Genomic DNA, 26,773 nt, shown 5'->3' on the forward strand with positions numbered 1-26,773 from the left:
AGCGACGACAAGTAGTCCACTGCGGAGTGGTAGTTCAGTTGGTTAGAATACCGGCCTGTCACGCCGGGGGTCGCGGGTTCGAGTCCCGTCCACTCCGCCACTTATTAGAAAAGCCCTGCTAGAAATAGCAGGGCTTTTTTACATTTGAGTCATTGTATATTTCCTTCGGTCGAAATAGTTCTACTCGTGCGCGATCTCGATGGAATGCCAGCCCAGTCAATTATTCAGAAAGCCTAGTCTTACGACTAGGCTTTCGTCGTTTCTGGCTATAGGCAGTCTGGTTTTCGATCAAGCTCAGCTCGCTTCGTGCTGCTACAACAGCATTTACTAAGAAGTCTTGCTGTTTAATTCCTAGGTCGAAAGCGTCCCACTCGTGGCTTGTCCTTAGTTCACGGCCTCGATGTTTGCCAGTTATCAGAAAGCCTAGTACTAACTTGCATGAGGTTGTTTAACTTCTATTCTCCCTGAACCTATCGGGGTAAGAAAGCTCTGCTCTCAATTGTGATATTTATGCCTGTAGGTTCCGATAATTTAGAGGGCGAATTGCGGATAAAGCCTAGTTGATAATAGTTGTATGGTGAGCACAGCGGTTGAGCTGTCTACACTCCCTAGCACAAAGAAAGAGTTACTCGGATTACTGGATCTATAGTTGGAAATTGGTCGTTGAATTCTGAGTTCACACCTAATCTAAAACCTTCTGAGGTATTTGATCTTTCTTCGCTATAGTCGTAGCCAGGCTAGATGTCCACATTGCGAATATTTGTTAGCTCTAATCGTTTCTAAAGAGTTTGTTGTCTATTTAAACACTCTCGTTAGAGTTCGAGCTAAAGCCTTCTGACTCGAAACTCGCACTTAAAGCTGCTTAAATGATTGGATTCGTGCCTCAGTTTAGTGTCTAGAGGCTGTTGGAATTTAGTGGGATATTTAAGCTTAAACTGTAGCTGGCGGAAGGTTGGATTATTGGACGCTATCTTGTGGTAAATAACAGACACAAAAAAGCCGATGCTTGGCATCGGCTTCATGTTAAGTGTATTTGCTTAAGCTGGCTGAACTAGAGCGAGTGCTTTACGAGATACCTCGTGAGCTGCTTTAGTTAGGTTTTGCTTTTCTAGTGCATCAGATAGGTATCCGTAATCTGAAACATTAGAGCGAAGTGCTAGTGCTTTTTCGAAGTGGCTTTGCGCTTCTGCCCATTTTTGCTCTCTTAGGTAGAACTGAGCCAATGCACTGTGTGCTTCTGCATTGTTGTTATCTTTACTGATTGCGCGCTCTAGCATAACAACCACAGGGTGGTGATCGGCTAGATTAAGTTCAGGGAGCAACATGTAGAGTTCGTTTGAACCATTCTTCGCAATGTTCTCTTTAATCACTGTGAAGGCTTCTGAATCAGCTTTACGTGCGATCAACTGCTTCACAAAGCACGATACAAGGTGTGAACTTTGCTTCTGTTTTCTTGGAAGCTTATTCCAGTGACTGATTAAACCTTCGCTGCCTTGTTGCTGTGCGACGTCGTGAAGCAAACCACATTGTGCTTTCTGTTCTAGTTCACGCTGCTCATCTGCCGTTAGAAGCTTGTTCTTAGCGAGTTTTGGCGTTAGTTCCAACAATGGCTGCCATAACTTAAGCTGCATGTAGGTCGCTTTTAGCAATCCAAGCACCGCAGTGTTGTTAGGGTGTGACCCTTTTAGGTTTGAAAGCGTATCGAAAGCGGCTTCGTAGTTTGATTCGCTGATTTGTTGCTTAGCCTTGGTTAGTTCAACAGCCAATAGAGAGTCGTCTTGCTGGCTAGCAAGCTCAATGTACTTATCGCGCTCAGCAGTATTACCTTGCTCATGTGCCGCTTGTGACGCCACTAAGTAACAAAGCAGAGGCATGTCGTGGTGATTCGCCCAGCGAGTTACTTTCTTCTCTGCGCCTTTCCAATCACCCTCAAGAAGCTTGATGATGCCTTCATTAGTATAACGACGAGAGCGTTTTAGTTTACGAACGCTGAACCAGTTCCAAGTTGTTGAGCTCGCGTAAATAAGCTTTTTAAATAGGTACTCTAAGCCAAATAGTACCGCCAAGAGGGCAATCACAAAGATAGCCATTGTTGTCACACTCATCTCAATCGTCTTATTGGCAATTGAGATCAGTACATAACCTTGTTGACCCGAGAACTGAGTACCGACAAACAGACCCGCACCGAGTACAAGGAAAAGAAAAATCAAACGAATCATTATTTCTCCTCCGAGGTCATTACCGTTACCTCACGGCGTAGACGTTCACGAATGACATCTGACAACTCATTTTGAGACTCAAGCTTTACAGGGTATTTCACAGAAATATTTTGCTCACTTAACTGTTTAATCGCCTTTTCGAACTCGATTACTGAGTTGTTATCTTGGTTTAGGTACGACTTCGACCACTCGTTAGCTGTCTTAAGCGCTGCGCTATAGACTTCGCCTTGCTCTTTGTAGACCGCGCGAATTGCTGTCTCGAGCTTGCCTTTGATATTTTCACGCAAGTAGAAGTGCTGTTCTGGTGATAGTAGTGGGATAACCTCACCATCACGACTACGGAAAGTAATGAAGTTTTCTGAGAAGTCTTTCATCGACGTCATCAAGTTGTTCTGCCAATCATTGATGTCTTGCGATACTGCTTGTTTCTCAACTACCGCAGCTTCTGGAAGAATAGCGTTAGCTAGAGGAAGGTTATCGACTTGTTGCTGAAGGCTTGTGATACGCAGAACTAAACCATCGCGGTCAATCAGAGGGATAGTGCGAAGCTTAGTAATGTCATTGGTCATTGATTGACGTAGAGACACCAAGCTTGGGTCGTTCAGTGCTGCGATACGTTGATCGGCGCTTTCCATAAGTTTGGTTGCACTAACAGCATCATGCTCAAGGAAAAGTTTACGGCCAGCAAGTTTTACAAGGTAATCGGCTTCGGCAAGTAACCAGTCATTCGGGCGTCGGCCTTTAACGTCAGCTACGGCTAACTGCAGACTTTGAATGCTTTTCTGTTGTTGGGATTGAACAACCTGAGTTTTTTCCACCGCATGTGATGCTTCTTGGATGGTCTCTTGCTTGATGGTTTGTAGGTTTTTATTTACTGCAGATTGGGTATTTTGTAGTTGCGCTTGAAGCGCTGCGATTTGAGCTGAGTAATCGGCGCTCTTTTGTTGCATTTGAAAGGCAATGCCACCGCTGAAAATAATAGAAAAAGCGATCGCAATAGCGCCTAGTGTAACACCGCGCTTACCTTGCTTTTCCGCTTTCTTTATTTGCTCTTTATGTTCAGCTTGAGACTGTTCATTTTGAGCGGTATTTGATGCAGAGGCATCAAGTTTTTGTTCAGGCTGTTTTGTCTCTGTAGATTCAGCTTTTTCGTTTTCAACAACTACTGGCTGAGTATCTTGTTTCTTTTCAGGTTCAATATGCTCATTATTTTTTTTGCTTGTCATGCTTATTTCCTGTTTCTAGCTAAGGCCGGAGAGCAGCCAGTAATATTTGGTTCGTAGCACTTTGAGTATTAATCACATTGGAGAACCCGAGCTGTTGTGCTCGTTCTGCTATGCGCTGACTTGGGACAAATAGTTGTCTTGTTGAAAGCCAAGCCAAATACTCGTCAGGGGTTATTGAGCAGAGATACTCCAATTGTTCCTGACTAGTGATGACAACTTTTGATGTATTTTGGTTTATCCATGTTTGATAGGTATTGTGGTCGTTAATGGGAATATATTCTCTACGGTAGGTCTCACAATAGGAGACTTGTGCACCTTGATTGAGTAAAGAATCTCTAATGAGCTCACGCCCACCATTGCCACGTAATATCAAAATGGATTTATTATCGACACCATTAAGTTCAGTAAGTTTAAGAAGATGTTCACTATCACTAACTTGAGGATAGTTTACTTTTTGTTTACAGACTTTGCTTAAAACGTGCGCAGTTTTTTGACCAACGCCAAGATAAAGCGGCGAAGTAGGCCAAATAGATGAGGTTTTGGAAAGGATGCTTTGAGCCGCGGCCACAGCATGGTGACTGACTGCAATAATGATATCGCTGTTATTGAGCTGAGTGCTTAAATCGGCAGAGCCTGGATTATCAACTATACGAATAAGCGGATGATGGATTGCTTGAATCCCTTCATCCGCTAGTTGTTGGCAAAGCGATTGTCCCTCTGAGCCGGGACGAGTTACCAACACTGTCATGATTATTCTTGGTCTGCGTAAAGCTTGGTTAAGATTTCTCTCGCCCCGTCATCCAGCAGTTGATTAGCCAGAGTAACGCCAAGTGCTTCAGCATCTTTACGAGGACCAGAAATCTCACCGCGAACCATCTTAGAACCGTCAGGCTCACCAACAAGTGCACGTAGCCAGATGTTGTCGCCATCTAACAGTGAGTAGCTACCGATAGGTACCTGACAACCGCCTTCTAGAGTTAGGTTCATTGCACGTTCGCAAAGTACACGATCGGCTGTGTCTTGGTGGTTTAGTGGCTCAAGAAGCTTAATCAGACGCTCATCATCAAGACGACATTCAATGCCCACAGCACCTTGACCTACAGCTGGTAGAGACTGTTCTGGTTCGATAAAGCTACGGATACGCTCTTCAAGTTCTAGGCGCTTAAGGCCAGCTGCCGCTAGGACGATAGCATCGTATTGGCCATCATCGAGTTTACCTAGACGAGTACCAACGTTGCCACGCAGTTCCTTGATGATTAAATCAGGGCGGTATTCCAATAGCTGACATTGACGACGTAGGCTGCATGTACCCACGACAGCACCTTGTGGGAGCTCATCAATATTGTTGTAAGTGTTTGATACGAAAGCATCACGAGGATCTTCGCGTTCACAGATCGTTACCAGACCTAGACCTTCAGGGAAGTCGACAGGTACATCTTTCATCGAGTGAACTGCAAGGTCAGCACGACCTTCTAGCATTGCCACTTCGAGTTCTTTAACGAACAGTCCTTTACCGCCAACTTTAGCCAGTGGGGTATCTAGGATGATGTCACCTTTGGTCACCATAGTTACCAACTCAACCTCTAAACCAGGGTGAGCAGCTTGCAGTGCATCCCTTACAAAGTATGCCTGCCAAAGGGCAAGAGGGCTTTTTCTGGTTGCGATACGGATTGGTGCTGAATTTGTCATGGTGTTTCCGATATAGGTTCTGTAATAGCCTAATCCTAACATTGTGAGGGGAAAATTCTTACTGTTTGATCATTCCATGCTTTGATAGCTGGGAGATTTTCATGAGTTCACCAAAATAGTGTGATTAGTATCTCATTTGAAACATGGGCTATTATTAGAAATAGTCAATAAAGAGGACACTACGGCGCCGTGAGTTTAACTTTCTGTCATCAAGGGATTGGCCAGTATGACGGCTTCCTTTACTTTACCAATAAGGGTAAAAGTGTTAAATTGATCACGTTTTGTTGCTGCTTTCGTTCAGTAACTAAACAGAAGTGCATTTAATCTCAAACCAAGGACTTACCTTGCAGGCTTACACTCAGACTTTGATTCAACGGTTAGACAATCTAAATCAGCAGCGCATTGATCGTGCGTTGGCGTTGATGAATGTCCAAGGCCAGCGAGTTTTTAACCTAATCCCCGCACTCCTTCATTTCAATCATCCAATGATGCCTGGTTACTATGACCAACAAGTTCCTTTTGGAATTCGTAGCTTCACGCTTAATGAATTCCAAAAGCAATTTGTGTCTGATACCGAATTAACGCTTGGCGGAAAGCTTACCGAGGCTGCTGAACCTGCAATCCTTGGTCTGTACACCATGGGTAGTACCTCTTCTATTGGTCAAAGCACCTCAAGTGATCTGGATATCTGGGTATGTGTTTCTCCTGATATGGATGGTCCAGCGCGCGATAGCTTGACGAACAAGTGCCTGCTGATTACCGATTGGGCTGAAACCTTAGGTGTTGAAGCTAACTTTTTCTTGATGGATGAACAGCGTTTCCGCTCGAACCATTCTGAAGAGATGACTGGTGATAACTGTGGCTCTTCACAGCACCTGTTATTGCTTGATGAGTTCTATCGTTCAGCCGTTCGTTTAGCTGGCCAACGCTTGTTGTGGCAAATCATCCCGCCAGAAATGGAAGAGTGTTATGACCAATACGTTCAAGGCCTATGTCAGGATGGTTATCTTGATTGTTCGCAGTGGATCGACTTCGGCAAGCTGAATCGCATTCCCGCGGAAGAGTACTTCGGTTCTAACCTGTGGCAGCTCTACAAGAGTATCGACTCACCGTATAAATCGGTGTTAAAGGCGATCTTGCTTGAAGCTTATTCATGGGAATACCCAAATACCCAACTATTGAGTATCGATACCAAGCGCCGCTTCTTTGCGGATGAACCTGATCTGTATGGCATGGATAGCTACTATCTGATGCTAGAGAAGGTAACTCGCTACCTAGAGCGTATTAACGACCATACTCGTTTGGACTTGGTGAGACGCTGTTTCTACCTCAAGACTCACGAGAAGTTGTCGCGTGAAGCCGGTATCGGTTCTGTTGCATGGCGTCGTGAAGCCCTAACCGAGATGACTAAGTCTTGGAATTGGGGACAGGAAACCATTGCTGAGCTCGATAACCGCCGTAACTGGAAGGTTGAACAGGTGAAAGTGGTGCACCATGCGCTACTTGATGCCTTGATGTTGAGCTATCGTAACCTGATTCAATTTGCACGTCGTAACGACATTACTTCGGCAATCAGCCCACAAGATATCAGTATCTTGGCACGTAAGCTTTATGCTGCGTTTGAGGTGTTGCCGGGTAAGGTGACGTTACTGAATCCGCAAATCTCTCCGGATCTGCATGAACCAGACTTGAGCTTTATTGAGGTTCGCCAAGGGCAATCCAATAAAGCGGGTTGGTACTTGTATAAACAGCCGTTGATTGCGCACCGTATTCTTGGTCAACCTTCACTTGAGCACCATGAGTACTTGAGTAAGCTAGTTGCTTGGTCATTCTTCAATGGTTTGATTACTGAGTCGACACGTTTGCATTCTGTGGTTCGTGACGCCCACATTGATATCGATAAGTTCTATCAAATGGTGAGCGATCTGCGTAATACCTTCTCTTTACGTAAGCGTCGCCCAAGTATGCAGGCACTGGCGAGCCCGTGTGAGATCAGCCAGCTAGCGATGTTCATTAACTTCGAAAATGACCCAACCTCTGAGTTAAGCGGTCGTGCCTTGAAGGTAGATCTAAAGAATGCAGACATCTTCAGCTTTGGTGAAGAGGGTAAGAGCTTAGTCGGTAGTGTCGATCTGGTTTACCGTAACTCTTGGCATGAAGTACGTACGCTTCATTTCCAAGGTGATACCGCAATGCTGGACGCACTTAAAACGGTTCTTGGCAAAATGCACCAAGATGCGTTGCCGCCAGAGTCAGTCGATGTGTTCTGTTACAGCAAGAACCTGCGTGGTGTGATGCGTAACATGGTGTATCAACTGCTTGCTGAGTGTATCGATTTACGATTAAAACCAATCGAACCAGAGAAACGCCGTCGTTTTAAGGCTATTCGCCTAGCTAACAAGATGTTTGGTCTGTTCTTCGAGCGCCGCGGTGTATCGGTACAGATGCTAGAAAACTCGGTCGACTTCTATCGTAGTATCTCAACTAACAAGTTGAAGGGTTCGCCTTTACTGATGCTCGACAAAGAGCAAGAGTATCAATTGCCAGAAGTGGTGGATGGTTTTGCGAGTGAGGGCTTAATTCAGTTCTTCTTCGAAGATACCGATAAAGGTTTTAATATTTATGTATTGGACGAGTCGAATCAGGTTGAGGTGTATCATCAATACAGCGGCGAAAAAGATGAGATGATCGCGAGTGTGAACTCTTTCTACACGTCAGTAAAAGATGAGTCGAAGATGTCGTCTAAGTTGATTAACTTTAACTTACCTCAGTACTACCAGATCGTTCATCCAGAAGAGGGCAACTCTTACGTTGTGCCTTACCGTAACGATGCGACGTTAGCTTCTCGGAGTTCAAAGATAGTGAACATCTAGTCTTATTAAGACTGATTGATATTAAAAAAGGAGTGATTGATTCACTCCTTTTTAGTTTTGCTTACAAATGATTAGACCCAATCGATCTCTTCACCTGCGTGCTTCACGCATTCTTCTTTCACCATCTCAAACAGCTCCATGCCCGTCTTAGAACATGTCCACTTGTCGTCGATTAATTTAAAGTGGAAGCCACCAGATTTAGACGCCAACCAGATTTCTTTCATTGGTTCTTGGCGGTTAATGATGATTTGGCTGCGGTTCTCAAACTCCAGCGTCATCACGTTACCAGTCACTTCGTAATCAATATCTGCCTCTGATTCATCGATAGCTTCTTCGATGTTTTGCATCTGTATATCGACCAGCTGATGAAATTCAGTCTCGTTCATCCTTTCTATCCTATTGCTTTTCCTGAGTGTGGTGCGATTATAGGGGGCATTGAGTTAATAATCACGATATGCAAAATGAAAAAATTAATTACCGCTCTGTTTATGGTGTCCGTTATTGGACTTTCTGGTTGTGGTCAAACGGGTCCGTTATACGATCCTGATGAAGTTCAGCAGACTGAACAATCACAATAAGTGAAACACGCAGAAATCGTTATTTATAAGGGATAAGAACTTTGGATTACTTCAACTATCAGGAAGATGGCCAGCTTTGGGCTGAGGACGTCGCACTTTCACAACTAGCAGAGCAATATGGTACACCGCTGTATGTATATTCTCGTGCAACATTAGAACGCCACTGGAATGCGTTTGATTCATCGGTTGGTGAGCATCCACACTTGGTGTGTTATGCCGTTAAAGCTAACTCGAACCTTGGCGTATTGAACACTTTGGCTCGTTTGGGCTCAGGCTTTGACATCGTTTCTGGCGGTGAGCTAGAGCGCGTGGTCGCTGCAGGTGGCGATCCGGCAAAAGTTGTGTTCTCTGGTGTCGGCAAAACAGCCGCTGAAATGAAGCGTGCGCTTGAGTTGAACATTAAGTGTTTCAACGTAGAGTCTGAACCAGAACTAGAGCGACTGAATAAAGTGGCTGGTGAGCTTGGTGTTAAAGCGCCGATTTCACTGCGTATCAACCCAGATGTTGATGCAAACACTCACCCTTACATTTCTACCGGTCTGCGTGATAACAAGTTTGGTATTGCCTTCGACCGTGCTCCAGCTGTTTATGCGTTTGCACAAACACTTGATAACTTGTCTATCCACGGTATTGATTGCCACATCGGTTCTCAGTTAACGGATATCGAACCTTTCATTGATGCAACCGATCGTCTGCTTGCTCTTATCGACCAACTGCGTGCTAACGGTATCAACATCAAACATCTTGATGTTGGTGGTGGCTTAGGTGTGGTTTATCGTGATGAATTACCACCACAGCCTTCTGACTATGCGAAAGCCTTATTGGCTCGCCTAGACAATCATTCTGATCTAGAGCTGATTTTCGAGCCTGGAAGAGCGATTGCTGCTAACGCTGGTGTATTATTAACGAAAGTCGAGTTCCTGAAGCCAACTGAGCATAAGAACTTTGCCATCATCGATGCCGCGATGAATGACCTAATGCGTCCAGCGCTTTACCAAGCGTGGCAAGATATTGTTCCAGTAAGCCCACGTCAGGGTGAAGCGGTGACTTACGATTTGGTTGGCCCTATCTGTGAGACAGGTGACTTCCTAGGTAAAGATCGTGACCTTGTTCTTGAAGAAGGCGATTTACTGGCAGTTCGTTCTGCGGGTGCTTATGGCTTCGCGATGTCATCTAACTACAACACTCGTTCGCGTGCGGCTGAAGTGATGGTTGATGGCGATAAAACTCACTTGGTTCGTCAGCGTGAAGAGCTTACGAGTCTGTGGGAACTTGAAAACATTCTTCCGGAGTAATTTTAAGCGTTATGCACTTCCACTTTTCTAAAATGCATGGTTTGGGCAATGATTTCATGGTCGTGGACTGCATTACTCAAAATATTTTCTTTTCTCCAGATTTGATCCGTCGTTTGGCGGATCGTCACACTGGTGTGGGCTTTGACCAGCTACTTGTGGTTGAGGCTCCCTATGATCCAGAAACTGATTTCCATTACCGCATATTCAATGCGGATGGCAGTGAAGTGGAGCAGTGTGGCAATGGCGCTCGTTGTTTTGCACGATTCGTTCGCATGAAAGGCTTAACGAATAAATACAGCATCAACGTGAGCACCAAGAAAGGCAAAATGGTTCTTAAGATTGAAGAGAATGACCTGATCACAGTCAACATGGGTATTCCTGAGTTCGAACCAGGCAAGATTCCATTCAAGGCCAAGCAACCAGAGAAGACTTACATCCTGAGAACGGATGTACACACCTTGTTCTGTGGTGCAGTAAGCATGGGTAACCCACATGTGGTGACTGTTGTTGATGATGTTGACACAGCGGATGTAGATACCTTAGGCCCGCTTCTTGAATCACATGAACGTTTCCCTGAGCGTGTTAATGCTGGCTTTATGCAGGTGGTTAACCGTGAAGAGGTTCGCTTACGTGTTTATGAGCGTGGTGCTGGCGAAACTCAAGCGTGTGGCAGCGGTGCATGTGGCGCGGTTGCGGTAGGTATTACCCAAGGCTTATTGGCTGAGAATGTGAAAGTTCGTCTACCAGGTGGTGACTTGCACATTAGCTGGCAAGGACCGGGTAAACCTCTGTTTATGACCGGCCCTGCAACGCATGTGTTTGATGGTCAACTTTCTTGCTAATAACGATTTATAACCAATAGATTCATAAAACATAAAGGATAGGTTTTGTCTTACGTTGAAGCCGACGCACTCACCGCAGAAGTGGTCGCGGAATATTTACGTGATAACCCAGATTTTTTCCAAGATAGAAAAGATTTGGTTGATCGCCTTGCTATCAATAACGTTGAGCAGGGTGCTGTTTCTCTGGTTGAGATTCAACTTAAACGCCAACGTCATCGAATCGAAGAGCTCGAAGAAGAGATCACGGGCTTGATGTCGCTGGCGGCGAATAACGATAAAACCTTTTATGAGTTTATGGATCTGCAAGCTCAAGTGCTGAAATGCAGCGACTTCATGCAGGTGATTAAAGCCGTTGAGCAGAAAGCGTTAGACCTTGGGCTTAAAGCGCATGTTCGAATTCTTTCTCAATCGGGCTTTTATCAACTGAGTGCTGAGGGTTATTCGAAGTTTTCGCTTAACCATTTTAATGGCAAAGATGCTTATCTAGGACGCCTGAGAAAAGCCGATAGACACGATTTGTTTGGTGATTTTCAGGTTCCAGAGCTAGGCTCTTATGTAGTACTTCCACTTGCTAAGCAGTCTCCATTGGGTTTGCTCGCTTTCTCTAGTGAAGATGGCGGACATTTCCAACCTCATATGGATACGCTCTTTTTACGTCATTTAGCGCTTGTTGTTGCTCACTTGGCGGACACCTTACCTTGGCAGATAAATAATGAGCCTAGAGCCCAAAATACCTCTTCCTAACAGCCTTCAAAAGCCACTTTCTCGCTTCTATGAATATCTCAGAAGCGAGAAGGGACTCAGCCTACACACCCAACGTAATTACCGACAACAACTTGAAACCATGGCCGCACATTTAGTCACTCTTGGACTAAAGGACTGGGGCCAGGTTGATGCTGCGTGGGTAAGACAACTTGCCAGTAAAGGCATGCGTGAGGGGATGAAAGCGAGCAGTATTGCGACTCGTTTGTCTTCACTGCGCAGCTTCTTTGATTTCCTTGTATTGCGTGGTGAAATGACCGCTAACCCTGCGAAAGGGGTCTCAGCACCTCGAAAACAACGCCCTTTGCCTAAAAACCTCGATGTCGATGAAGTAGGTCAACTGCTTGATGTGAATGAGGACGATCCACTGTCGATTCGTGACCGAGCGATGATGGAGGTGATGTATGGTGCAGGGTTACGACTGGCGGAACTGGTCGGTATCAACCTTAAAGATGTGTTGGGTCGCCAAGGTGAGATCCGAGTGATTGGTAAGGGCGACAAAGAACGCAAGGCGCCGTTTTCTGGTTTAGCCAAAGAGTGGGTCGATAAATGGCTCAAGGTCCGAGGTGAATTGGCTTCGCCGGGCGAAACTGCACTGTTTGTTTCTAAACTCGGAACGCGAATCTCTCATCGTAGCGTGCAAAAGCGTATGGAAGAGTGGGGTAAGAAGCAGGCTGTGGCGAGCCATATTAGCCCGCACAAACTGCGTCACTCTTTTGCAACGCATGTACTCGAGTCAAGCCAAAATCTTCGTGCTGTTCAAGAGTTATTAGGGCATGAAAACATCTCGACCACGCAAGTGTATACCCACTTGGATTTCCAACACTTAGCGCAAGCTTATGATCAGGCTCATCCGAGAGCTCGTAAGAAGAACAAAGATTAGATTAAAGGTTTTACTATGCGAATTTATCGAGGCTTAAAGCCGATCAAAGCCATGACCTTTGACTTGGATGACACCTTGTACGACAACTGGCCTGTGATCATGAAGGTTGAGAAAGAGATGGCGCAGTGGCTTTATCAAAAGCACCCTGTGTCGGCCTCTTTATCACTGGAAGAGTGGCAGGGCATTAAGCAGCAGGTCGCATCTGATAATCCAATGCTAAAGCACGACGTCACCGTGTGGCGTGAAACCCAGATAAAGGTCGGTTTACTGCAGTTGGGTTATTCACAGCAGCAAGCTGAACAGGCAGCTCGTGAAGGTATCGAACATGCTTTATGGCTGCGCAATCAAGTCGACGTTCCTCAAGAAACACATCGAGTGATGGCAGAGCTTAGCCAACGCATTCCTTTGGTGGCGATTACCAATGGCAATGTAGACCCGCATAAAATTGGCTTGGGTCAGTACTTCCAATTAATCCTTAAAGCTGGCCCTGATGGCAGAGCCAAACCTTACCCAGATATGTTTGATAAAGCGCAGCAATACCTAGGTTTTGATGCGAATAACATTCTTCATGTGGGTGATCACCTGAGAACCGATGTCTACGGAGCCAAGAAAAACGGCTTCCAAGCATGCTGGTTTAATGACACTGGTTCCAATTTATACCTCTCTTCGAAGGCGAGTGTGCTTCCTGATGTTGAAATAGAGCAACTCAGCGATCTTATGCGACTAATTTAATGGCTACTGTAAGCTTATTGTGTCGCATTTATGATAGTGAATTGTTACATTAGTCGCCAATAAAAGCCTGTTTAGGCTAGGATAATTGGCGACTACTTTTTATCGATTCATTCAGTCATAGCCGTGGTTGCGGGTTCTCACTTCACTCGATTTTGAACAAGGGTTGGCATGCAAACATTTACATTTCTCGCAAATACTGAGGAGTTATTTAAATCTCAATTTGATCTGCGAGAGTGGTGTGACAGCAAACAGTACCTTATTCAAATTTTCTCCGCTCAATCCTCTGATATAGCTCGTCGAATCGCGAATGTTGCCCTTAATCGTTTAAACAGTGCGACGTTAATCGGTCAGAGTGCTCGTCATGTTATCTGCGATAACTGCCTTGAGAGTGCCTGTACCTTAGTAATCATCAGTGAGTTCAACGAAACCCATTTAACCTCAGCGGTTCAGCCTTTTACAGGTAACCCAAATCAAGACAGCCAAGCGCTTGCTTCTCAGCTAGGCCTCACCAAAGATACTAAAACCGTTATCAGCCTGTGTGATCAGGTCGAAGGTCGTGATTATCCTATCTATAGCGCCTTCGAAAACTTACCTTACGCGTTACCGGTGGCTGGTGGACTGTGTCATGAGAACGAGTTTGGCCGCTGGGTTATGCATAACGAGCAAACCTATCAACATGCTTGTGTTGCGGTGGCTTTGACTAACCCGAGGTTAAAGGTGTGGTCAGATGCGTACTCTGAGTGGAATCCTATTGGGATGAAGCTGCGAGTGACTCATGCGGTGGGAAATCGCCTGTATGCGCTCAACGACAAACCTGCGATTGAAGTGTTCAAACATTACCTCGCTGATGGCAAAGATCTCCCTTTCAGCCAGTTGATGAGCTTCCCGCTGTATCGAGAACTTGGTCGAAAGAAGGGTATCTCGACACCTCTTCGTATCAATGATGACGGCAGTATTGAGTTTGATAGCCCTTGGCAAGTCGGAGAAGAGGCGCAGTTTTGCTATAACCATCCCTCTTTGACCGCTGAAAAAGTGCGTCATGGCGCTGAGATGCTTGCCATGCATCAGCCTGAATCTGTGATCATTTATAACTGTGTCTCTCGCCTTGAGTTCATCGACAGTAAGGTCGAGCTGAAACCATTTGAAGGGATTGTGAACACGTGCGGTGCTTACTGCATGGGTGAGCTATATCGCAATGAAGATCGCCAAGATATCTTGCATCACAGTCTCACCTACATTGCGATGAGAGAATCGGACGAGATTAATGAATTTCGTTGTGAAGACTTTAAATGTGACTCCACGGTATCACCGCTGCTTAATCTCGTAAGAAATGCTGTGGCCGATCTCGATAGTATGAATACTCAGATGGAAAAGAAACTCCATCAACAAGCTCGCCGTTTAACCGAGAGCTACCGTATTGACTCCCGTACTGGGCTACCGAATCGAATCGTATTGAAAGAGCGCCTCAATACGATTCTGTTCAGTGAGCATCTGTTGACCTTAAAGCTAACTAACTTCCATCAGGTTAACGAGAAGTATGGTTATCAAGTGGGAGATCAGTTACTGCTCGACCTGTCTAATCACTTTATCGAGCGATTACAGCTTCGTGTAGTTAAAGAGTCTAAGGTCAAAGTAGAGCTGTTCAGTATTGGTGTTGGTGAGTGGGCGATCATCTTTAACGCAAGTGTTGATAGCTCTAAGATAAAAGAGCGCTTCGTTGAGTTTGCGGATGACATCGAACACATTAACTTTGAGCCGTATGGCTTAACCGATATTGATTACCTGTCGGTTTCATTGTGCGGTGGTTTTGCCAGTCGCTGTGATTTCTTAACCGACAGCGGTGATGAGATCTTACTGAAAGCGATTGAAGCTCGACGCTATGGGGTGCGAAATAACACCCACATCACCAATGCCAAAGACATTCAGGTGAGTGAAGAAGACCGGAAAGAACAACTCGGTTGGTTGAGCTGTGTAAGCCGCGCGATCTTAGATCAGAACATCATCACTTACTCACAACCTATCGTGGCATCGGGCACTCATGAAATGATTGGCCAAGAGTGCTTGGTCAGAATCATGGAATCTGACGGGACGATTGTGCCGCCAGGTAAGTTCCTACCCATGATTGCCGACACGCATCTCTACACTCGTCTTAGCCGGCACATGATTAAGAACACCATAGGTTACATGGCAGATAAGCAGAGCCCGTTCTCTATCAACCTATCACCACAAGATTTACTGAGCGACAAAACGCTCGAGGTTCTTGAGACTGCAATTAGTGGGATGAACGATCCCACTCGACTGGGTCTTGAGGTGCTCGAGTCAGAGCAGATTAAAGATTATGGCCGTATGATTGAGGTGTGTGATCACTTCCGCGCGTTAGGTGCAAGAATCATTGTCGATGACTTCGGCTCTGGCTATTCCAATATTGATGAAATTATTAAGCTAGAGCCTCAGATCATTAAGCTCGACGGCAGTTTGATTCGCAATATCGACAAAGACCAAAAGCAACGAAACATTGCTTCTCAGTTGGTTCGCCTGTGCCAAGTGTTCAACGCCAAAACGGTTGCTGAGTTTGTCCATAACCAACAGGTTTGTGAGATAGCAGAACAGATGGGTGTCGATTATCTACAAGGTTATTACTTTGGTGAGCCTAAGCGACTGTTTTAGTTGTTAAAGCTTTCAGTATTCTAAAACTACTGGATACAAAAGCGCTCAGCCGCCATTAATGACTGATTTTCAGTGGAGTGGATGATGTCTAACTAACCTCACATTATTCGTAAGACGATCGTAAATATTCCGTGCAAGCCTTATCTATAATAAGCACAATAACAAATCATTAACGCAACGATTAATGTGAATATGCAGTCGACCTCTCTCCTGATACAAGACATAGAACAAACCCAACGTGAATTGGAAAAGATAGATTTTCATCAACATGAAAAGCTACTGATTCAGGTGTTTTCGTCTTTCGAGAAAGGTCCGGTTTTGGCTGCCTGCCAAGTGATTCAATCGACTTTCCCTAATGCCAAACTGATTGGTTGTAGTGCTAACCACTACATCAGCCAAGGTGTCATTCTCCATCAAGGTCTCTACCTTATTGTCACTCGCTTTGAGGCGACGTCTTACACCTGTGGCGTTGTGGAATACAGCGAACAACCACAAGTTGATAGCCAAGCGATGTGGCGGCAGCTTGAATGCGACGAGAGTACGCAAAGCGTCATCTGCTTTGCTGATCGCTTGCAGATAAATGACCGAGCACTGTTTGCCGCATTTGAGCAATCGAGGTATTCATTGCCTATCTGTGGCGGAGCATCGACCATCACAGATAATGGGCGGTGGGTGATGCTCGATGGTATCTGCTATGAAAATGCTTATGTGATGGTGGCGCTACACAGCGTTGAACTGGCCATTACCAAGGGGTATTACACTGAGTGGAATCCAATTGGACGAACCTTTCGAGTCACGGGAGCTAAAGGTAACCGATTAGCGGAATTGGATGGGATGCCGGTGCGCGATCTCTATAACCGTTATTTGGCCGATGGCCTCGAAGTGCCTTTTGAGCAACTGCATAACTTCCCCTTAATGGTCGGTGACCCCAAAGCGCAAAACATTCATTTGCCACTCAAGGTAATGGAGTGCGGAGAAATAGAATTCAGCGGTCAGTTCCAAGTGGGTGAAGAGGTTAGATTCTGTTATGACCATCCTTCGCTGACCTTGGAACAAATTCGACTTGGCGTTCAACAGATTGCTTCCCATAAGCCAGAGCAGTTCTTCATCTATAACTGCACTTCTCGCATCGATTTTATTGATGGCAACCAAGAGGTGGAGGTTTTCCAAAAACTGGCCGACACCTATGGCGTGTACTGCATGGGAGAGCTCTTCCAAGAGAGTGACCAACAACGAATTCTGCACCATAGCTTGACGTATCTTGCGCTCAGAGAAGGCGAAGGCAAGGCAGTGCAACCATTAGAGACACAGCCCGCGGCCAATATCTCTCCTCTGTTTTCACTGATTCGTAATGCTTTGTTGGATGTTGATGACATGAACAACAGCATGGCCAGCAAGATTCAACAACAAGCCACCGCATTGACGGCGAGCTATCGAATTGATCGCCGTACTGGTTTACCCAACAGAAGTGTATTGCGAGAGAAGCTGTCGAAGATGAGTGCGGATAGTCACTTGTTGGCTTTGAAGGTGACGACATTTGGTCAGATCAATGAGAAGTATGGTTATCGCGTCGGTGACAAGTTGTTGCATGACTTGAGCGAGTACTTTCAAAAAGCTTTGTGGCAGTTCTTTGATAAAGGGTGTCAGCTTTATAGCATCGGTATTGGTGAGTGGGCGGTGGTGTTTGATAGTTGGGCAAGCCAAGAACATATCCATCAACGCTTCTCTGAATTTGCCGATCAAACCGAGCATGTGAACTTCGAGCCTACTGGTTTACCCGATATTGATTACCTGTCGGTGTCTATCTGTGCGGGTGTTGCGAGTCGTCGAGATTTCCCTGATACCTCGAGAGATGACTTATTGTTGAAGGCGATTGAAGCGCGTCGCAGTGCGGTGAGTCAGAACAAACATTTGGTGAGTGCCAAGACGCTTATTCAACTAGAGAAGCATCGCCAAGAACAGTTGGGGTGGTTGTCGTGCGTCAGCCGTGCAGTGCTCAATCAAAACATTGTCGCGTGTTCTCAGTCAATAGTCTCGGCACACAGTCATCAGATAGAGAGCTATGAATGCTTGGTTCGAATCGAAGAAGACGGTCAGTTGATTGCTCCGGGTAAGTTCTTACCCATCATTGAAGGAACTCATCTCTATACTCGCTTAAGCCGTCAGATGATAACGCGTACCTTTGATTTTATGAGTCAGCGAACCGATTCGTTCTCAATCAATTTAGCGCCACAAGATTTCAACAATGAGAAAACCATTCTTCATCTTGAGCAAGCGATCAAGCAAATCAGCCACCCACAACGTATTGGTTTAGAGGTGTTGGAAACGGAGCAAATTCAAGACTACGGTCGCTTGATTGAGGTGTGTAACCATTTCCGTGACCTTGGCGTGAATATTATCGTTGATGACTTTGGGTCAGGTTATTCGAACATTGATGAGATATTGAAGTTAGAACCGCAAGTGATCAAGCTCGATGGCAGCCTGATTCGAAATATCGACCAAGATAAGAAGCAGCGAAAGATAGCCCAGCAGTTGGTGAGTCTATGTCAGATTCTGAATGCTAAGACGGTGGCGGAGTTTGTTCATAACGAGCAAATATGTCGAATCGCAGAGGATATGGGTGTTGATTACCTGCAAGGCTATTATTTTGGTGAACCCAAACGCCTATTTTGATGGGATGGGTTATGTGCCGATCGTTTCACGTGAAACACTAGCCTGTTCAATGGATTAAATTTAGATATAAAAAGGGTGAGCTTATGGCTCACCCTTTTTGTTATCGCTATTTATCTTAAGCATCAGTACTTCGCTATTTGAGCGCGTGACCACTCTTGTCGGCTTGGAATACTTTGAGATAGTGCTGATAGTAATCGTTAATCAACCTCGCGGCTTCGTCTTCACCTAATGCTTTGAGTAGCTCGACACCTACTTCGCAGGTGCAGAGATGGCCACTGTCTTGGTTACGGCGCAAGGTATACGAAGATTCGCCGGTAATATCGAGATGAACCTGCGGAATGGATTGTAACCACGGGCTCTTGTTAAGCATCTTCTTCGCTTCTTGCCATGTGCCATCCAAGATAATGAATAACGGTTCTCGGCCATTAGCTTTGTTCAATACCGCTTGCTGACATTCCATACTTTCTTCGCTTGGGAACAACAGAAAAGGCTGTCGTGTCCCACCTTCAAGTAATGTCATCAACTCGGCTGGTGGCATTTTTCGTTGCCACACGAACGACTCGCACTGCTCAAGCGATTGTTGCAGCAGCTTTCCTGTATTGGTGTCGCGTAACAATTCATTCTCGTGAGTGAGTAACACAACATGGGTTTGGCTTTCGGTACTCGGTATTCGATGACAAATACACTGGTGAGTGAAACCACAACCACTGCAAGCTTGTTGGTTACTCATGTTTACAGCTTAACTCCGCTTTGTGCTGGTGAGATACCATCTGCAAATAGAACTACGTCGCTGATGTCAGCGTCATTTGCAACTGGAGCAACGCTTGGGTTGAGTGGGTAGCTCACACCAGTGTAAGACAGTACATGTTTTGCAGGTGTTGCTCCGCCGCCACTGACATTGAAGATCAGATCCTGCCAGCCATGATTTTGCGACTTACCTAAGCGTATATCGCCCTTAACCAATGTCACTCGACTATTGAAGCGCCAGTTGTCTTGGTGGTTTTCAAAGATAAGCAGTGTACAGCCACCAGAACCACACCAGTCGAGTTGAGCAAACAGCTCTTCTTTTCCATCACCGTTGAGATCGTAGGTCAGCCAGCGGTACTTAGTATCGTCTGGTGAGCTGTTGTTGATCTTAAAATACTCGCGGATCGCTTGGTCGACTTTTGGATCAAGTTGATCACTTGAGTTAACCTGCTTTGCGGTTAGATCCACGGCCTTGGTCGTGTTCATTTGTGCTTGTTCACTCTTGGCCTCAAATAGCACTAGACCGCCATTGGCAATCGGATAAACAACGTTGCCAACCTTTTCTTTCTCAGCGACCAGCTTGCCGTTATCGAGTGTGAAGATACGCTCTGAGATTAGGTATTGCTGCTGGTGGCGAGTCATTACAACCTGAACCTGATTTTGGTTGAGTTGCTGCCAGAAGCCTTGTTCAACAATCGAAGGGTCGCCATTGCTGTACGAGTAGGTCGTGATCGCGCTGTGGTCATCGTTGAGCTCTAGGTTAATAGAGAACCCAGAGTTTTGCGTTGAGCTTGCGAAGTAGAGTCCACTCCAGTCTAGAGTAGGATCTTGGTTAGATACTGTTGCACAGCCGTTGTACTTGCTGTCATTAAGGTTGAGTTTCGCTTCCCAGCCATAGATAGAATCGCTCATGCCGTCGCTACAGCTTTCTTTGATCAGGTTGAGTTCGCCTTTCGTTGATTGACCTTCTAGTTGGTAATCACGAGTGCTTGGAGTAGTGCGACTGGATTCGATATTGAGGCGCTGAGGCTGTTCGCCCATCATGGTGTATTTCAGTTGGTCTTTATCAAAGGTCGCTGACCAGAAGGGTTCATTACCGAACACACGAGTAGGGCGCAAGGGTTGGTCACAACGTTCAGGGTTCTCTGCAGTGAGGATATTCACTTGGTCAACCACGAAGCGCGCGGTGAAGTCGGCATTGTATCCAGTTTGGCTTGGTACCGTTAGGTGACCGATGAGCTCACCGTATAAGGCTTGATAAGGTCTGGTCGCTAAGCCTTGAGCCTCGAGTGCTAGCTCTGGAGATAAATCTAACCAATATTGTTGCTGGCTACCGCAAGGGGTGAAGGTTCGGCTCTCATGGCCAACCACAACCTGACCACGCATGATGAAGGTTTGCGGTTGAATGCTCAGTGGCTCGTCCAAGGTTGCTGGTGGAACCTCAGGTTGTTGCGGCGTATCTGGCGCCGTTACACAACCTTGTAGCGCGAATGCGACTAGCCATGTCACTGGGTTTTTCATTACCTTCATGTTATATCTTCCTCGGAGCAACCGTTAATTGGATTTATTATGGCATATTGGTTATTTAAAACAGAACCCGACACCTTTTCTATTCAGAATCTTAGAGTACAAAAAACCTCTTGTTGGGAGGGTGTACGCAACTATCAGGCTCGAAACATGATGCGTGATGACGTCAAGCTTGGAGACTTGGTGATGATATACCATTCATCATGTAAAAAAGTTGGCGTAGCGGGGATCGCAAAAGTAACCAGAGAAGCCTACCCAGATCATTTTCAATTCGATCCTGAGAGTGATTACTACGATCCTAAATCTTCACCCGATAACCCACGTTGGATTATGGTGGATGTCGAGTTTGTACGAGTGACTGAGCGTTTGATTCCCTTAGCAACATTGAAAGCCATGCCAGAGCTATCAGAAATGCCGTTGGTGAAACGCGGTAATCGCTTGTCCATCATGCCTGTGACTGAACAGGAGTGGCAGGCCATCTTAAGCAAAGAAGTACTCGGTTCTCGCTAACCTTAGAGAAAGCTTTTGGCGTAAGGTTCAAAAAAGGCAGCCATTGGCTGCCTTTATGTTTTATTGGGACTGCTTAGAGTAGGTGTTTTTCTAAGTAGTGTGCAACGGCGTCGTCTGCGTTGCTGCCAATCACTTCATTATCTGGCAGAGCTTTCATCACTTTCTCATGTGATGTACCCATGATCAGGCCCTTACCCGCCATAGCCAGCATCTCAGCATCATTCATACCATCACCAAAGGCAATGCAGTTATCAAGAGTCAGGTTCAGTGACTTCGCAACCGCGTCTAACGCGTGGCCTTTCGATACTTCTGCTGCCATCACTTCTAGACACCAAGGCGTAGAGAAAGCGATGTTCAGTTTGTCGCCAAACGTATCTCTTAGCTTTTGCTCAAACGTCACTAGGTATTCATGGTCTTGTTCTGGGTGTGTGAAGAAGACTTTCGCAATGCCATCACTTGGCGCGCTGTCAGCTTCGAAGCGCTTGTAGCTAAAGCCAGATTCACTGTGGAACTTAGCCAACATTTCGTCTTCACGATCCAGCAACCAATCTTCATTTTGGTACATGTGAATGAAGATGTTTGGATCTTGGCGAACCACATCAATAACAGGCTGAACTAAATCCTGAGGCACGTTCTGGCTATACATTAGCTGATCATTTTGGTCGTGCACGCGCGCACCGTTTGAAGTGATCATGTATGCCGGAATCCCAGCTATCTCACGAATACCCGCAACATCGACATGGTGGCGACCCGTCGCGAAGATAAAGGTGTAGCCTTGGTCGTGTAACTTCTTGAGTGTTAGCTTGGTAAAAACGCTTAACTGATGGTTGGGAGCCAGAAGCGTACCATCTAAATCAGAGGCAACGATTTTCACGGAATCTTTAAGTGCAGGAATAGTCATTTAACCCTCATTGCAAAATGCTTAACCAATATCGACACCAGCCAATGCTAGCGCCCTTTGAAATACAATATCTCTATCTAGAAATTGTATGCCAAATTCACGCAAGAAAAGAGGGCAAAGCTCACTTACTTCTCTTCCTCTTTAGCGTCTCTCTATTTTGTCTGTTACTTTTCTTGTTACCACGCTAACGCTGAGCAAAAAACTGAGTAATGGCATCCAATGTTAGATTGCGATACTCATCCTTCTCAAACAACACCTCATGCCTAGAACCTTCGATGACCTTAAACTGGCAATCGGAGTTGGTTTTCTTCAGCTTGTTGATGAACTTCACTTGAGCATCGTTACTGACAATCTTCTCTTCCCCAGCTTGAATCAAAAGCAGTGGGATTTTGATCTGGCGAGTTTGCTGGATGGCTTGCTTGGCTGCCATTAACCCTTGCCACACCCAACGTGTACTCGGTCCGCCTACCTGCAAAGAGGGTGACTCGTCATACAAACGGCGGAACCACTGATAGCGAACCTGGCTGTGGCTCAGTAAGTTGTTTTCGAAAGGCTTCGAGTAATACGCTTGTTGGCCAGGCGCATAAGTTGGTTTAGCGTGATACGCGGTAAGCACTTGTCCAACAACCATCGCGATAGGTTTTAGGTACCATTCAGTGTTAATACCAAACATCGGTGCACACAGGGTTACCTTATCAAACGGGTGATCCGGATGAGTCTGCAGGTAGCGAGTCGCGATGGTACTGCCCATTGAATGTGCAAGAAGGTAACGCTCGGAATACTTACTTAAGTCAAAACTGGCAATGATGTCAGACATGTCTGATGCATAATCATCGAACTCATGAATGTGACCAATGTCAGAGTCTGTTACCATACGTTCCGACTGACCTTGACCTTGGTGGTCAAATGAATAAACGTCATAGCCTTGTTGATAGAAATCATAAAAGAGTTCTTGGTATTTTAGGCAGCACTCGATACGGCCATTTGAAATAACGATGGCTTTGGTATGAGTCGGTGAGGTTAGGCTACACCAGTACAGCTTCTTTTTACCGGATGATGTTACATACCCATCTTTTCGTTGTTGCCAAAGAGTGGGGATCGGGTGTTTAATCGCTTGCTCGAACTGAGGTTCTTGCGTGTACGAAAACGGGGCGGCGCTGTGGTTTTCCATGGGAAATTACCTGAACTGGTGCATGTGAGAGCTTTATCGCTACTAATGTTGTTAGATTAAAGAACTAGTAAGGAAATGCAAATGGATACTCATGTTTGGCTTGCTTATGTCGTCACGGCGATTTTGTTTAGTTTGGCTCCGGGCTCAGGTACCGTTAATTCAATCAGTAATGGCCTAAGCTATGGCACTAAGAAGTCACTCGCGTCGATCGCAGGATTACAGCTTGGTCTTGCATTTCACATCATGCTGGTGGGAGCGGGTATTGGTGCATTAGTGGCACAATCTGCATTGGCGTTCACCATCATCAAATGGGTGGGCGTGGTGTATCTTCTTTGGTTAGGTATCCAAAAGTGGCGCGACAACTCTAGCTTAGTGGCTTCTGAAGAGAGCTCAACGCTGTCGAGTGGCAAGCTGTTGAGAAATGCTGTGCTTATCAACCTTACTAACCCCAAATCTATCGTGTTTCTGGTGGCTCTGTTTCCTCAGTTTATTGACCCGACACAACCGCAAGCACCGCAACTGTTAGTGCTGGGCGTGACAACCGTATTCATTGATAGCGTTGTTATGTTGGGTTACACGTCATTAGCTTCACAAATGGGACGCTTTATCCGCTCAGATCGTATAATGGGTAAGATAAATAAGATATTTGGTGGTATGTTCATGGGCTGCGGCGCGTTGCTGGCTGCCGCCAAAGCTTAGTGAAAGTAATTAGAGTTATAGTTAAAACAATTAGAGTTATCAATAAATGACCGCTACGTACGTTGCTCGACAACCTATCTTAAACCGTAACAAGAACACGCTTGGTTATGAGCTGTTGTTTCGCGACGGAGAAAGGAATGCTTATCCAGCGCATATTGAGTCTAACAGAGCAACGTATCGTCTGATTGTTGAGAACTTCTTGTCGGTTGGGCTTAACCCTTCGATCCCATCTTCACGCTGCTTTATTAACTTCCCGTATCAAAGCCTGATTCGTCGTCTGCCTTTGAGCTTGCCGAAAGACAAGGTGGTGGTTGAGATCCTTGAAACCTGCCAACCGACCGATGAGTTATTAGAAGCGGTTAAAGACCTTTACCAAGCGGGCTACATGATCGCCCTTGATGACTTTACTTCGACGCCAGAATGGGAACGTTTCCTCAGATATACGCACATTGTTAAGCTCGATATCATGCAGATGGGCTTAGATGAAGCGTGTGATTTGGTTAGGGCGCATCAAGGGAAGAAATTTAGCTTTCTTGCTGAACGAGTCGAAACCGAACAAGAATTTCAGCAAGCCAAAGAGGCGGGCTTTAAGTTCTTCCAAGGCTACTTCTTTAGCAAGCCTGAAATCATTAAGACCAAATACATCAGCCCTGAGCAAGTGATTGCCATGGAGCTGTTCCAAGAAGTGTGTAAGCCGGATGTCGACTTCCAACGTGTCGAGAGCATCGTCGCCAAAGATGTCGCTTTATCTTATAAGTTGCTGCGTTTTGTGAATACCATGTCGCCTCGTCTTGAGGTAACTATCTCGTCATTCCGTCAGGCCTTGGTTTACCTGGGGCAAGAGAAGCTGAAAATGTTTGTCTCGCTGGCGGTGGCGTCTTATGTCTCTGATAAAAAACCGAAAGAGCTATATGGCTTGTCTTTACAGCGAGCGCAATTTTGTCAGCGCATGTCTCGCTATCAAGCGTTTGAAGGGCACACTGAGCAAGCCTTTATGATCGGTTTGTTCTCCTTGCTCGATGCTCTGCTCGACCTGTCGCTAGAGAACCTCGTAGAGCAATTACCGCTGTGTAAAAGCATTAAGGTCGCTTTGCTGCGCAGAGAAGGGCCTTATGGCACCTTACTCGCCCTTGAGGAGAGCTTTGAACACGCTGACTGGCAGCAGATTGATGAACACTGTGCCGACTTAGGTTTAAGTGTGGAGCAGGTAAGAACGGAGCTCACCGAAGCTCGACGTTGGAGCCATACCGTGACTAATCAGCTCTGATTTCCTTTCGTTAAACTTTTATGACAATTGAAACGCACGCCTTGACGTGCGTTTTTTTATAACTAATATATGCGCATATCCATATATGAGTATGTACTTATGCTTCCTCACCAATTTTTTAAATTACTGTCTGATGAAACGCGAGTGCGTTGCTTAATGTTGATTGTGCGCCAAGAGTGCCTTTCTGTTGGTGAGTTGACTCAGGCATTACAAGAAAGTCAGCCAAAGGTTTCTCGCCATCTTGCGCAGTTACGCTCAAACGGCATTCTGACTGACGTTCGCCAAGGGCAGTGGGTGTTTTACCGCCTGTCACAAGATTTACCGGGTTGGATGCTAAAGTTAATTGATGACCTTATCGCATCGAACTGTTTGAAAACTGAATACCAACAAGACATTGAGCGCTTAGAAGCGATGACTTCACGCCCTCAATGTTGCGTTTAATCGAATATTTTTAGATTCACCACTAACTGAGAGAAATGAAAATGACAGTTAAAGTAGGTATCAATGGTTTTGGCCGTATCGGCCGTCTAGCACTTCGCGCAGCATTCGATTGGGCTGAGCTAGAGTTTGTACAAATTAATGACGTTGCTGGCGACACTGCAACACTGGCGCACCTTTTAGAGTTCGATTCAGTACAAGGTCGTTGGAACCACGAAGTTGCGGTTGAGGGCGATGAGATGATCATCAACGGTCAACGCATCAAAACCACCAAAGAGCGCGACATTGACGCGATCGATTGGTCTGGTTGTGATGTGGTTATCGAAGCGACAGGTGTTCACCGTAAGACATCTTTCCTAAACAAATACCTAGAGCAGGGCGTGAAGCGTGTTGTGGTATCAGCGCCAGTGAAAGAAGAAGGCATCGCAAACATCGTTGTTGGTGTGAACGACAACATCTTCGACCCAGCAGTACACAAAATCGTAACCGCCGCGTCTTGTACAACAAACTGTATCGCGCCAGTGGTTAAAGTGATCAACGAGAAGCTTGGTATCGAGAATGCGTCTTTCACGACAATTCACGATCTAACCAACACGCAAACTATTCTTGATGCGCCCCATAAGGACTTACGTCGTGCACGTGCATGTGGCATGAGCCTTATCCCGACAACAACGGGCAGTGCTAAGGCAATTGTTGAGATCTTCCCTGAGCTGGAAAATCGTATAAATGGCCACGCGGTTCGTGTACCACTAGCGAACGCTTCTCTGACAGACATCATCTTCGAAGTGAAGAAAGATACAACAGCAGAAGAAGTTAACGCGATGCTGAAAGAAGCGTCTGAGAACGAGCTGAAAGGCATTCTTGGCTTTGAAGAGCGTCCACTGGTTTCTATCGATTACAAAGGCGACCAACGCTCAACTATCGTAGATGCACTATCAACTATGTTGGTAGGTAAGCGCATGGTTAAGATCTACGCTTGGTACGACAACGAGATGGGTTACGCGACACGTACAGCAGAGCTAGTACGTACAGTTGGTTTGGCATAAGCCTGCGTATTTAAGAAATAGTAGAATC

The 26,773-nt window shown here is 45.7% G+C and carries 23 protein-coding genes and 1 tRNA gene; 15 read left to right on the forward strand and 9 right to left on the reverse strand.

What is annotated here, in order from left to right; all coding sequences use genetic code 11:
- Positions 1-23: 23 nt before the first annotated feature.
- Positions 24-100: transfer RNA gene (locus L1D37_RS21775), tRNA-Asp, on the forward strand.
- 937 nt (positions 101-1,037) lie between these two features.
- Here L1D37_RS21775 and L1D37_RS21780 read toward each other — a convergent pair.
- The 4 genes from L1D37_RS21780 to hemC are packed head-to-tail and all read right to left on the reverse strand — an operon-like array spanning position 1,038 to position 5,134.
- Positions 1,038-2,219 (reverse strand): heme biosynthesis HemY N-terminal domain-containing protein, encoded by a 1,182-nt coding sequence (locus tag L1D37_RS21780; RefSeq protein ID WP_239849163.1) that lies wholly within the window; start codon positions 2,217-2,219, stop codon positions 1,038-1,040.
- Positions 2,219-3,445: a uroporphyrinogen-III C-methyltransferase gene (locus tag L1D37_RS21785; RefSeq protein ID WP_239849164.1), complete on the reverse strand. Its 1,227-nt coding sequence runs from the start codon at positions 3,443-3,445 to the stop codon at positions 2,219-2,221. Before L1D37_RS21785 ends, L1D37_RS21780 begins: the two co-directional genes overlap by 1 nt.
- Before the next feature lie 19 nt (positions 3,446-3,464).
- Complete coding sequence (locus L1D37_RS21790) at positions 3,465-4,193, reverse strand: uroporphyrinogen-III synthase (protein ID WP_239849165.1); 729 nt, start codon at positions 4,191-4,193, stop codon at positions 3,465-3,467.
- 2 nt (positions 4,194-4,195) lie between these two features.
- Entirely contained in the window at positions 4,196-5,134 is a 939-nt protein-coding gene (gene hemC / locus L1D37_RS21795) for a hydroxymethylbilane synthase (protein ID WP_017633312.1), read from the reverse strand.
- Between the two features lie 344 nt (positions 5,135-5,478).
- Here hemC and L1D37_RS21800 point away from each other — a divergent pair, with 344 nt between their 5' ends.
- Complete coding sequence (locus tag L1D37_RS21800; protein WP_176680602.1) at positions 5,479-8,007, forward strand: class I adenylate cyclase; 2,529 nt, start codon at positions 5,479-5,481, stop codon at positions 8,005-8,007.
- 71 nt (positions 8,008-8,078) lie between these two features.
- On the opposite strand, the gene cyaY is transcribed toward L1D37_RS21800, so the two are convergent.
- Positions 8,079-8,393, reverse strand: coding sequence for an iron donor protein CyaY (cyaY, locus tag L1D37_RS21805; protein ID WP_017633314.1), 315 nt, complete (start codon positions 8,391-8,393; stop codon positions 8,079-8,081).
- On the opposite strand from cyaY, the gene L1D37_RS21810 reads away from it, so the two are divergent.
- From L1D37_RS21810 to L1D37_RS21845, 8 genes are all read left to right on the forward strand, one after another.
- A complete protein-coding gene (locus tag L1D37_RS21810; RefSeq protein ID WP_017104751.1) occupies positions 8,373-8,585 on the forward strand; it encodes a lipoprotein in 213 nt (70 codons plus the stop codon). The two genes, cyaY and L1D37_RS21810, sit on opposite strands and share 21 nt — an antisense overlap.
- A gap of 41 nt (positions 8,586-8,626) precedes the next feature.
- Positions 8,627-9,880, forward strand: a complete 1,254-nt coding sequence (gene lysA, locus L1D37_RS21815; RefSeq protein WP_017633315.1) for a diaminopimelate decarboxylase — start codon at positions 8,627-8,629, stop codon at positions 9,878-9,880.
- An 11-nt stretch (positions 9,881-9,891) separates the two neighbouring features.
- A complete protein-coding gene (gene dapF, locus L1D37_RS21820) occupies positions 9,892-10,722 on the forward strand; it encodes a diaminopimelate epimerase (protein WP_017061013.1) in 831 nt (276 codons plus the stop codon).
- 45 nt (positions 10,723-10,767) lie between these two features.
- On the forward strand, positions 10,768-11,466 hold the full coding sequence (locus L1D37_RS21825; RefSeq protein ID WP_048658896.1) for a DUF484 family protein: 699 nt from the start codon (positions 10,768-10,770) through the stop codon (positions 11,464-11,466).
- Positions 11,435-12,367 carry a tyrosine recombinase XerC gene (gene xerC / locus L1D37_RS21830; protein WP_048658895.1) on the forward strand — a complete coding sequence of 311 codons (933 nt, stop codon included), beginning with the start codon at positions 11,435-11,437 and terminating at the stop codon, positions 12,365-12,367. Before L1D37_RS21825 ends, xerC begins: the two co-directional genes overlap by 32 nt.
- A gap of 15 nt (positions 12,368-12,382) precedes the next feature.
- Entirely contained in the window at positions 12,383-13,099 is a 717-nt protein-coding gene (gene yigB / locus L1D37_RS21835; protein ID WP_239849166.1) for a 5-amino-6-(5-phospho-D-ribitylamino)uracil phosphatase YigB, read from the forward strand.
- Between the two features lie 168 nt (positions 13,100-13,267).
- Complete coding sequence (locus L1D37_RS21840; protein ID WP_239849167.1) at positions 13,268-15,766, forward strand: EAL domain-containing protein; 2,499 nt, start codon at positions 13,268-13,270, stop codon at positions 15,764-15,766.
- A 192-nt stretch (positions 15,767-15,958) separates the two neighbouring features.
- Positions 15,959-18,439, forward strand: a complete 2,481-nt coding sequence (locus L1D37_RS21845) for an EAL domain-containing protein (protein WP_239849168.1) — start codon at positions 15,959-15,961, stop codon at positions 18,437-18,439.
- Positions 18,440-18,572: 133 nt separating this feature from the next.
- On the opposite strand, the gene L1D37_RS21850 is transcribed toward L1D37_RS21845, so the two are convergent.
- A complete protein-coding gene (locus L1D37_RS21850; protein WP_239849169.1) occupies positions 18,573-19,169 on the reverse strand; it encodes a DTW domain-containing protein in 597 nt (198 codons plus the stop codon).
- Positions 19,170-19,171: 2 nt separating this feature from the next.
- Positions 19,172-20,716, reverse strand: a complete 1,545-nt coding sequence (locus tag L1D37_RS21855; protein WP_239849170.1) for a hypothetical protein — start codon at positions 20,714-20,716, stop codon at positions 19,172-19,174.
- Between the two features lie 39 nt (positions 20,717-20,755).
- On the opposite strand from L1D37_RS21855, the gene L1D37_RS21860 reads away from it, so the two are divergent.
- Entirely contained in the window at positions 20,756-21,223 is a 468-nt protein-coding gene (locus tag L1D37_RS21860) for an EVE domain-containing protein (RefSeq protein ID WP_239849171.1), read from the forward strand.
- A gap of 73 nt (positions 21,224-21,296) precedes the next feature.
- On the opposite strand, the gene L1D37_RS21865 is transcribed toward L1D37_RS21860, so the two are convergent.
- Both L1D37_RS21865 and L1D37_RS21870 read right to left on the reverse strand, forming a co-directional pair.
- Entirely contained in the window at positions 21,297-22,124 is an 828-nt protein-coding gene (locus L1D37_RS21865) for a Cof-type HAD-IIB family hydrolase (RefSeq protein ID WP_239849172.1), read from the reverse strand.
- Positions 22,125-22,308: 184 nt separating this feature from the next.
- The gene (locus L1D37_RS21870) at positions 22,309-23,295 is read right to left on the reverse strand and encodes an alpha/beta fold hydrolase (RefSeq protein WP_239849173.1); all 987 of its coding nucleotides are present in this window, start codon (positions 23,293-23,295) and stop codon (positions 22,309-22,311) included.
- Between the two features lie 81 nt (positions 23,296-23,376).
- On the opposite strand from L1D37_RS21870, the gene rhtB reads away from it, so the two are divergent.
- The 4 genes from rhtB to L1D37_RS21890 all read left to right on the forward strand — a co-directional run bounded on the left by rhtB (position 23,377) and on the right by L1D37_RS21890 (position 26,745).
- Positions 23,377-23,994: a homoserine/homoserine lactone efflux protein gene (gene rhtB, locus L1D37_RS21875; protein WP_123312060.1), complete on the forward strand. Its 618-nt coding sequence runs from the start codon at positions 23,377-23,379 to the stop codon at positions 23,992-23,994.
- Positions 23,995-24,040: 46 nt separating this feature from the next.
- Complete coding sequence (locus L1D37_RS21880) at positions 24,041-25,261, forward strand: EAL and HDOD domain-containing protein (protein WP_239849174.1); 1,221 nt, start codon at positions 24,041-24,043, stop codon at positions 25,259-25,261.
- Positions 25,262-25,360: 99 nt separating this feature from the next.
- A complete protein-coding gene (locus L1D37_RS21885) occupies positions 25,361-25,702 on the forward strand; it encodes a metalloregulator ArsR/SmtB family transcription factor (RefSeq protein WP_136981726.1) in 342 nt (113 codons plus the stop codon).
- A gap of 41 nt (positions 25,703-25,743) precedes the next feature.
- Positions 25,744-26,745, forward strand: a complete 1,002-nt coding sequence (locus L1D37_RS21890; RefSeq protein ID WP_239849175.1) for an ArsJ-associated glyceraldehyde-3-phosphate dehydrogenase — start codon at positions 25,744-25,746, stop codon at positions 26,743-26,745.
- The last annotated feature ends 28 nt before the right edge of the window (positions 26,746-26,773 follow it).

The sequence above is a fragment of the Vibrio sp. Isolate33 genome (genome assembly GCF_022397895.1).
GTDB classification, from domain to species: Bacteria; Pseudomonadota; Gammaproteobacteria; order Enterobacterales; family Vibrionaceae; genus Vibrio; species Vibrio pomeroyi.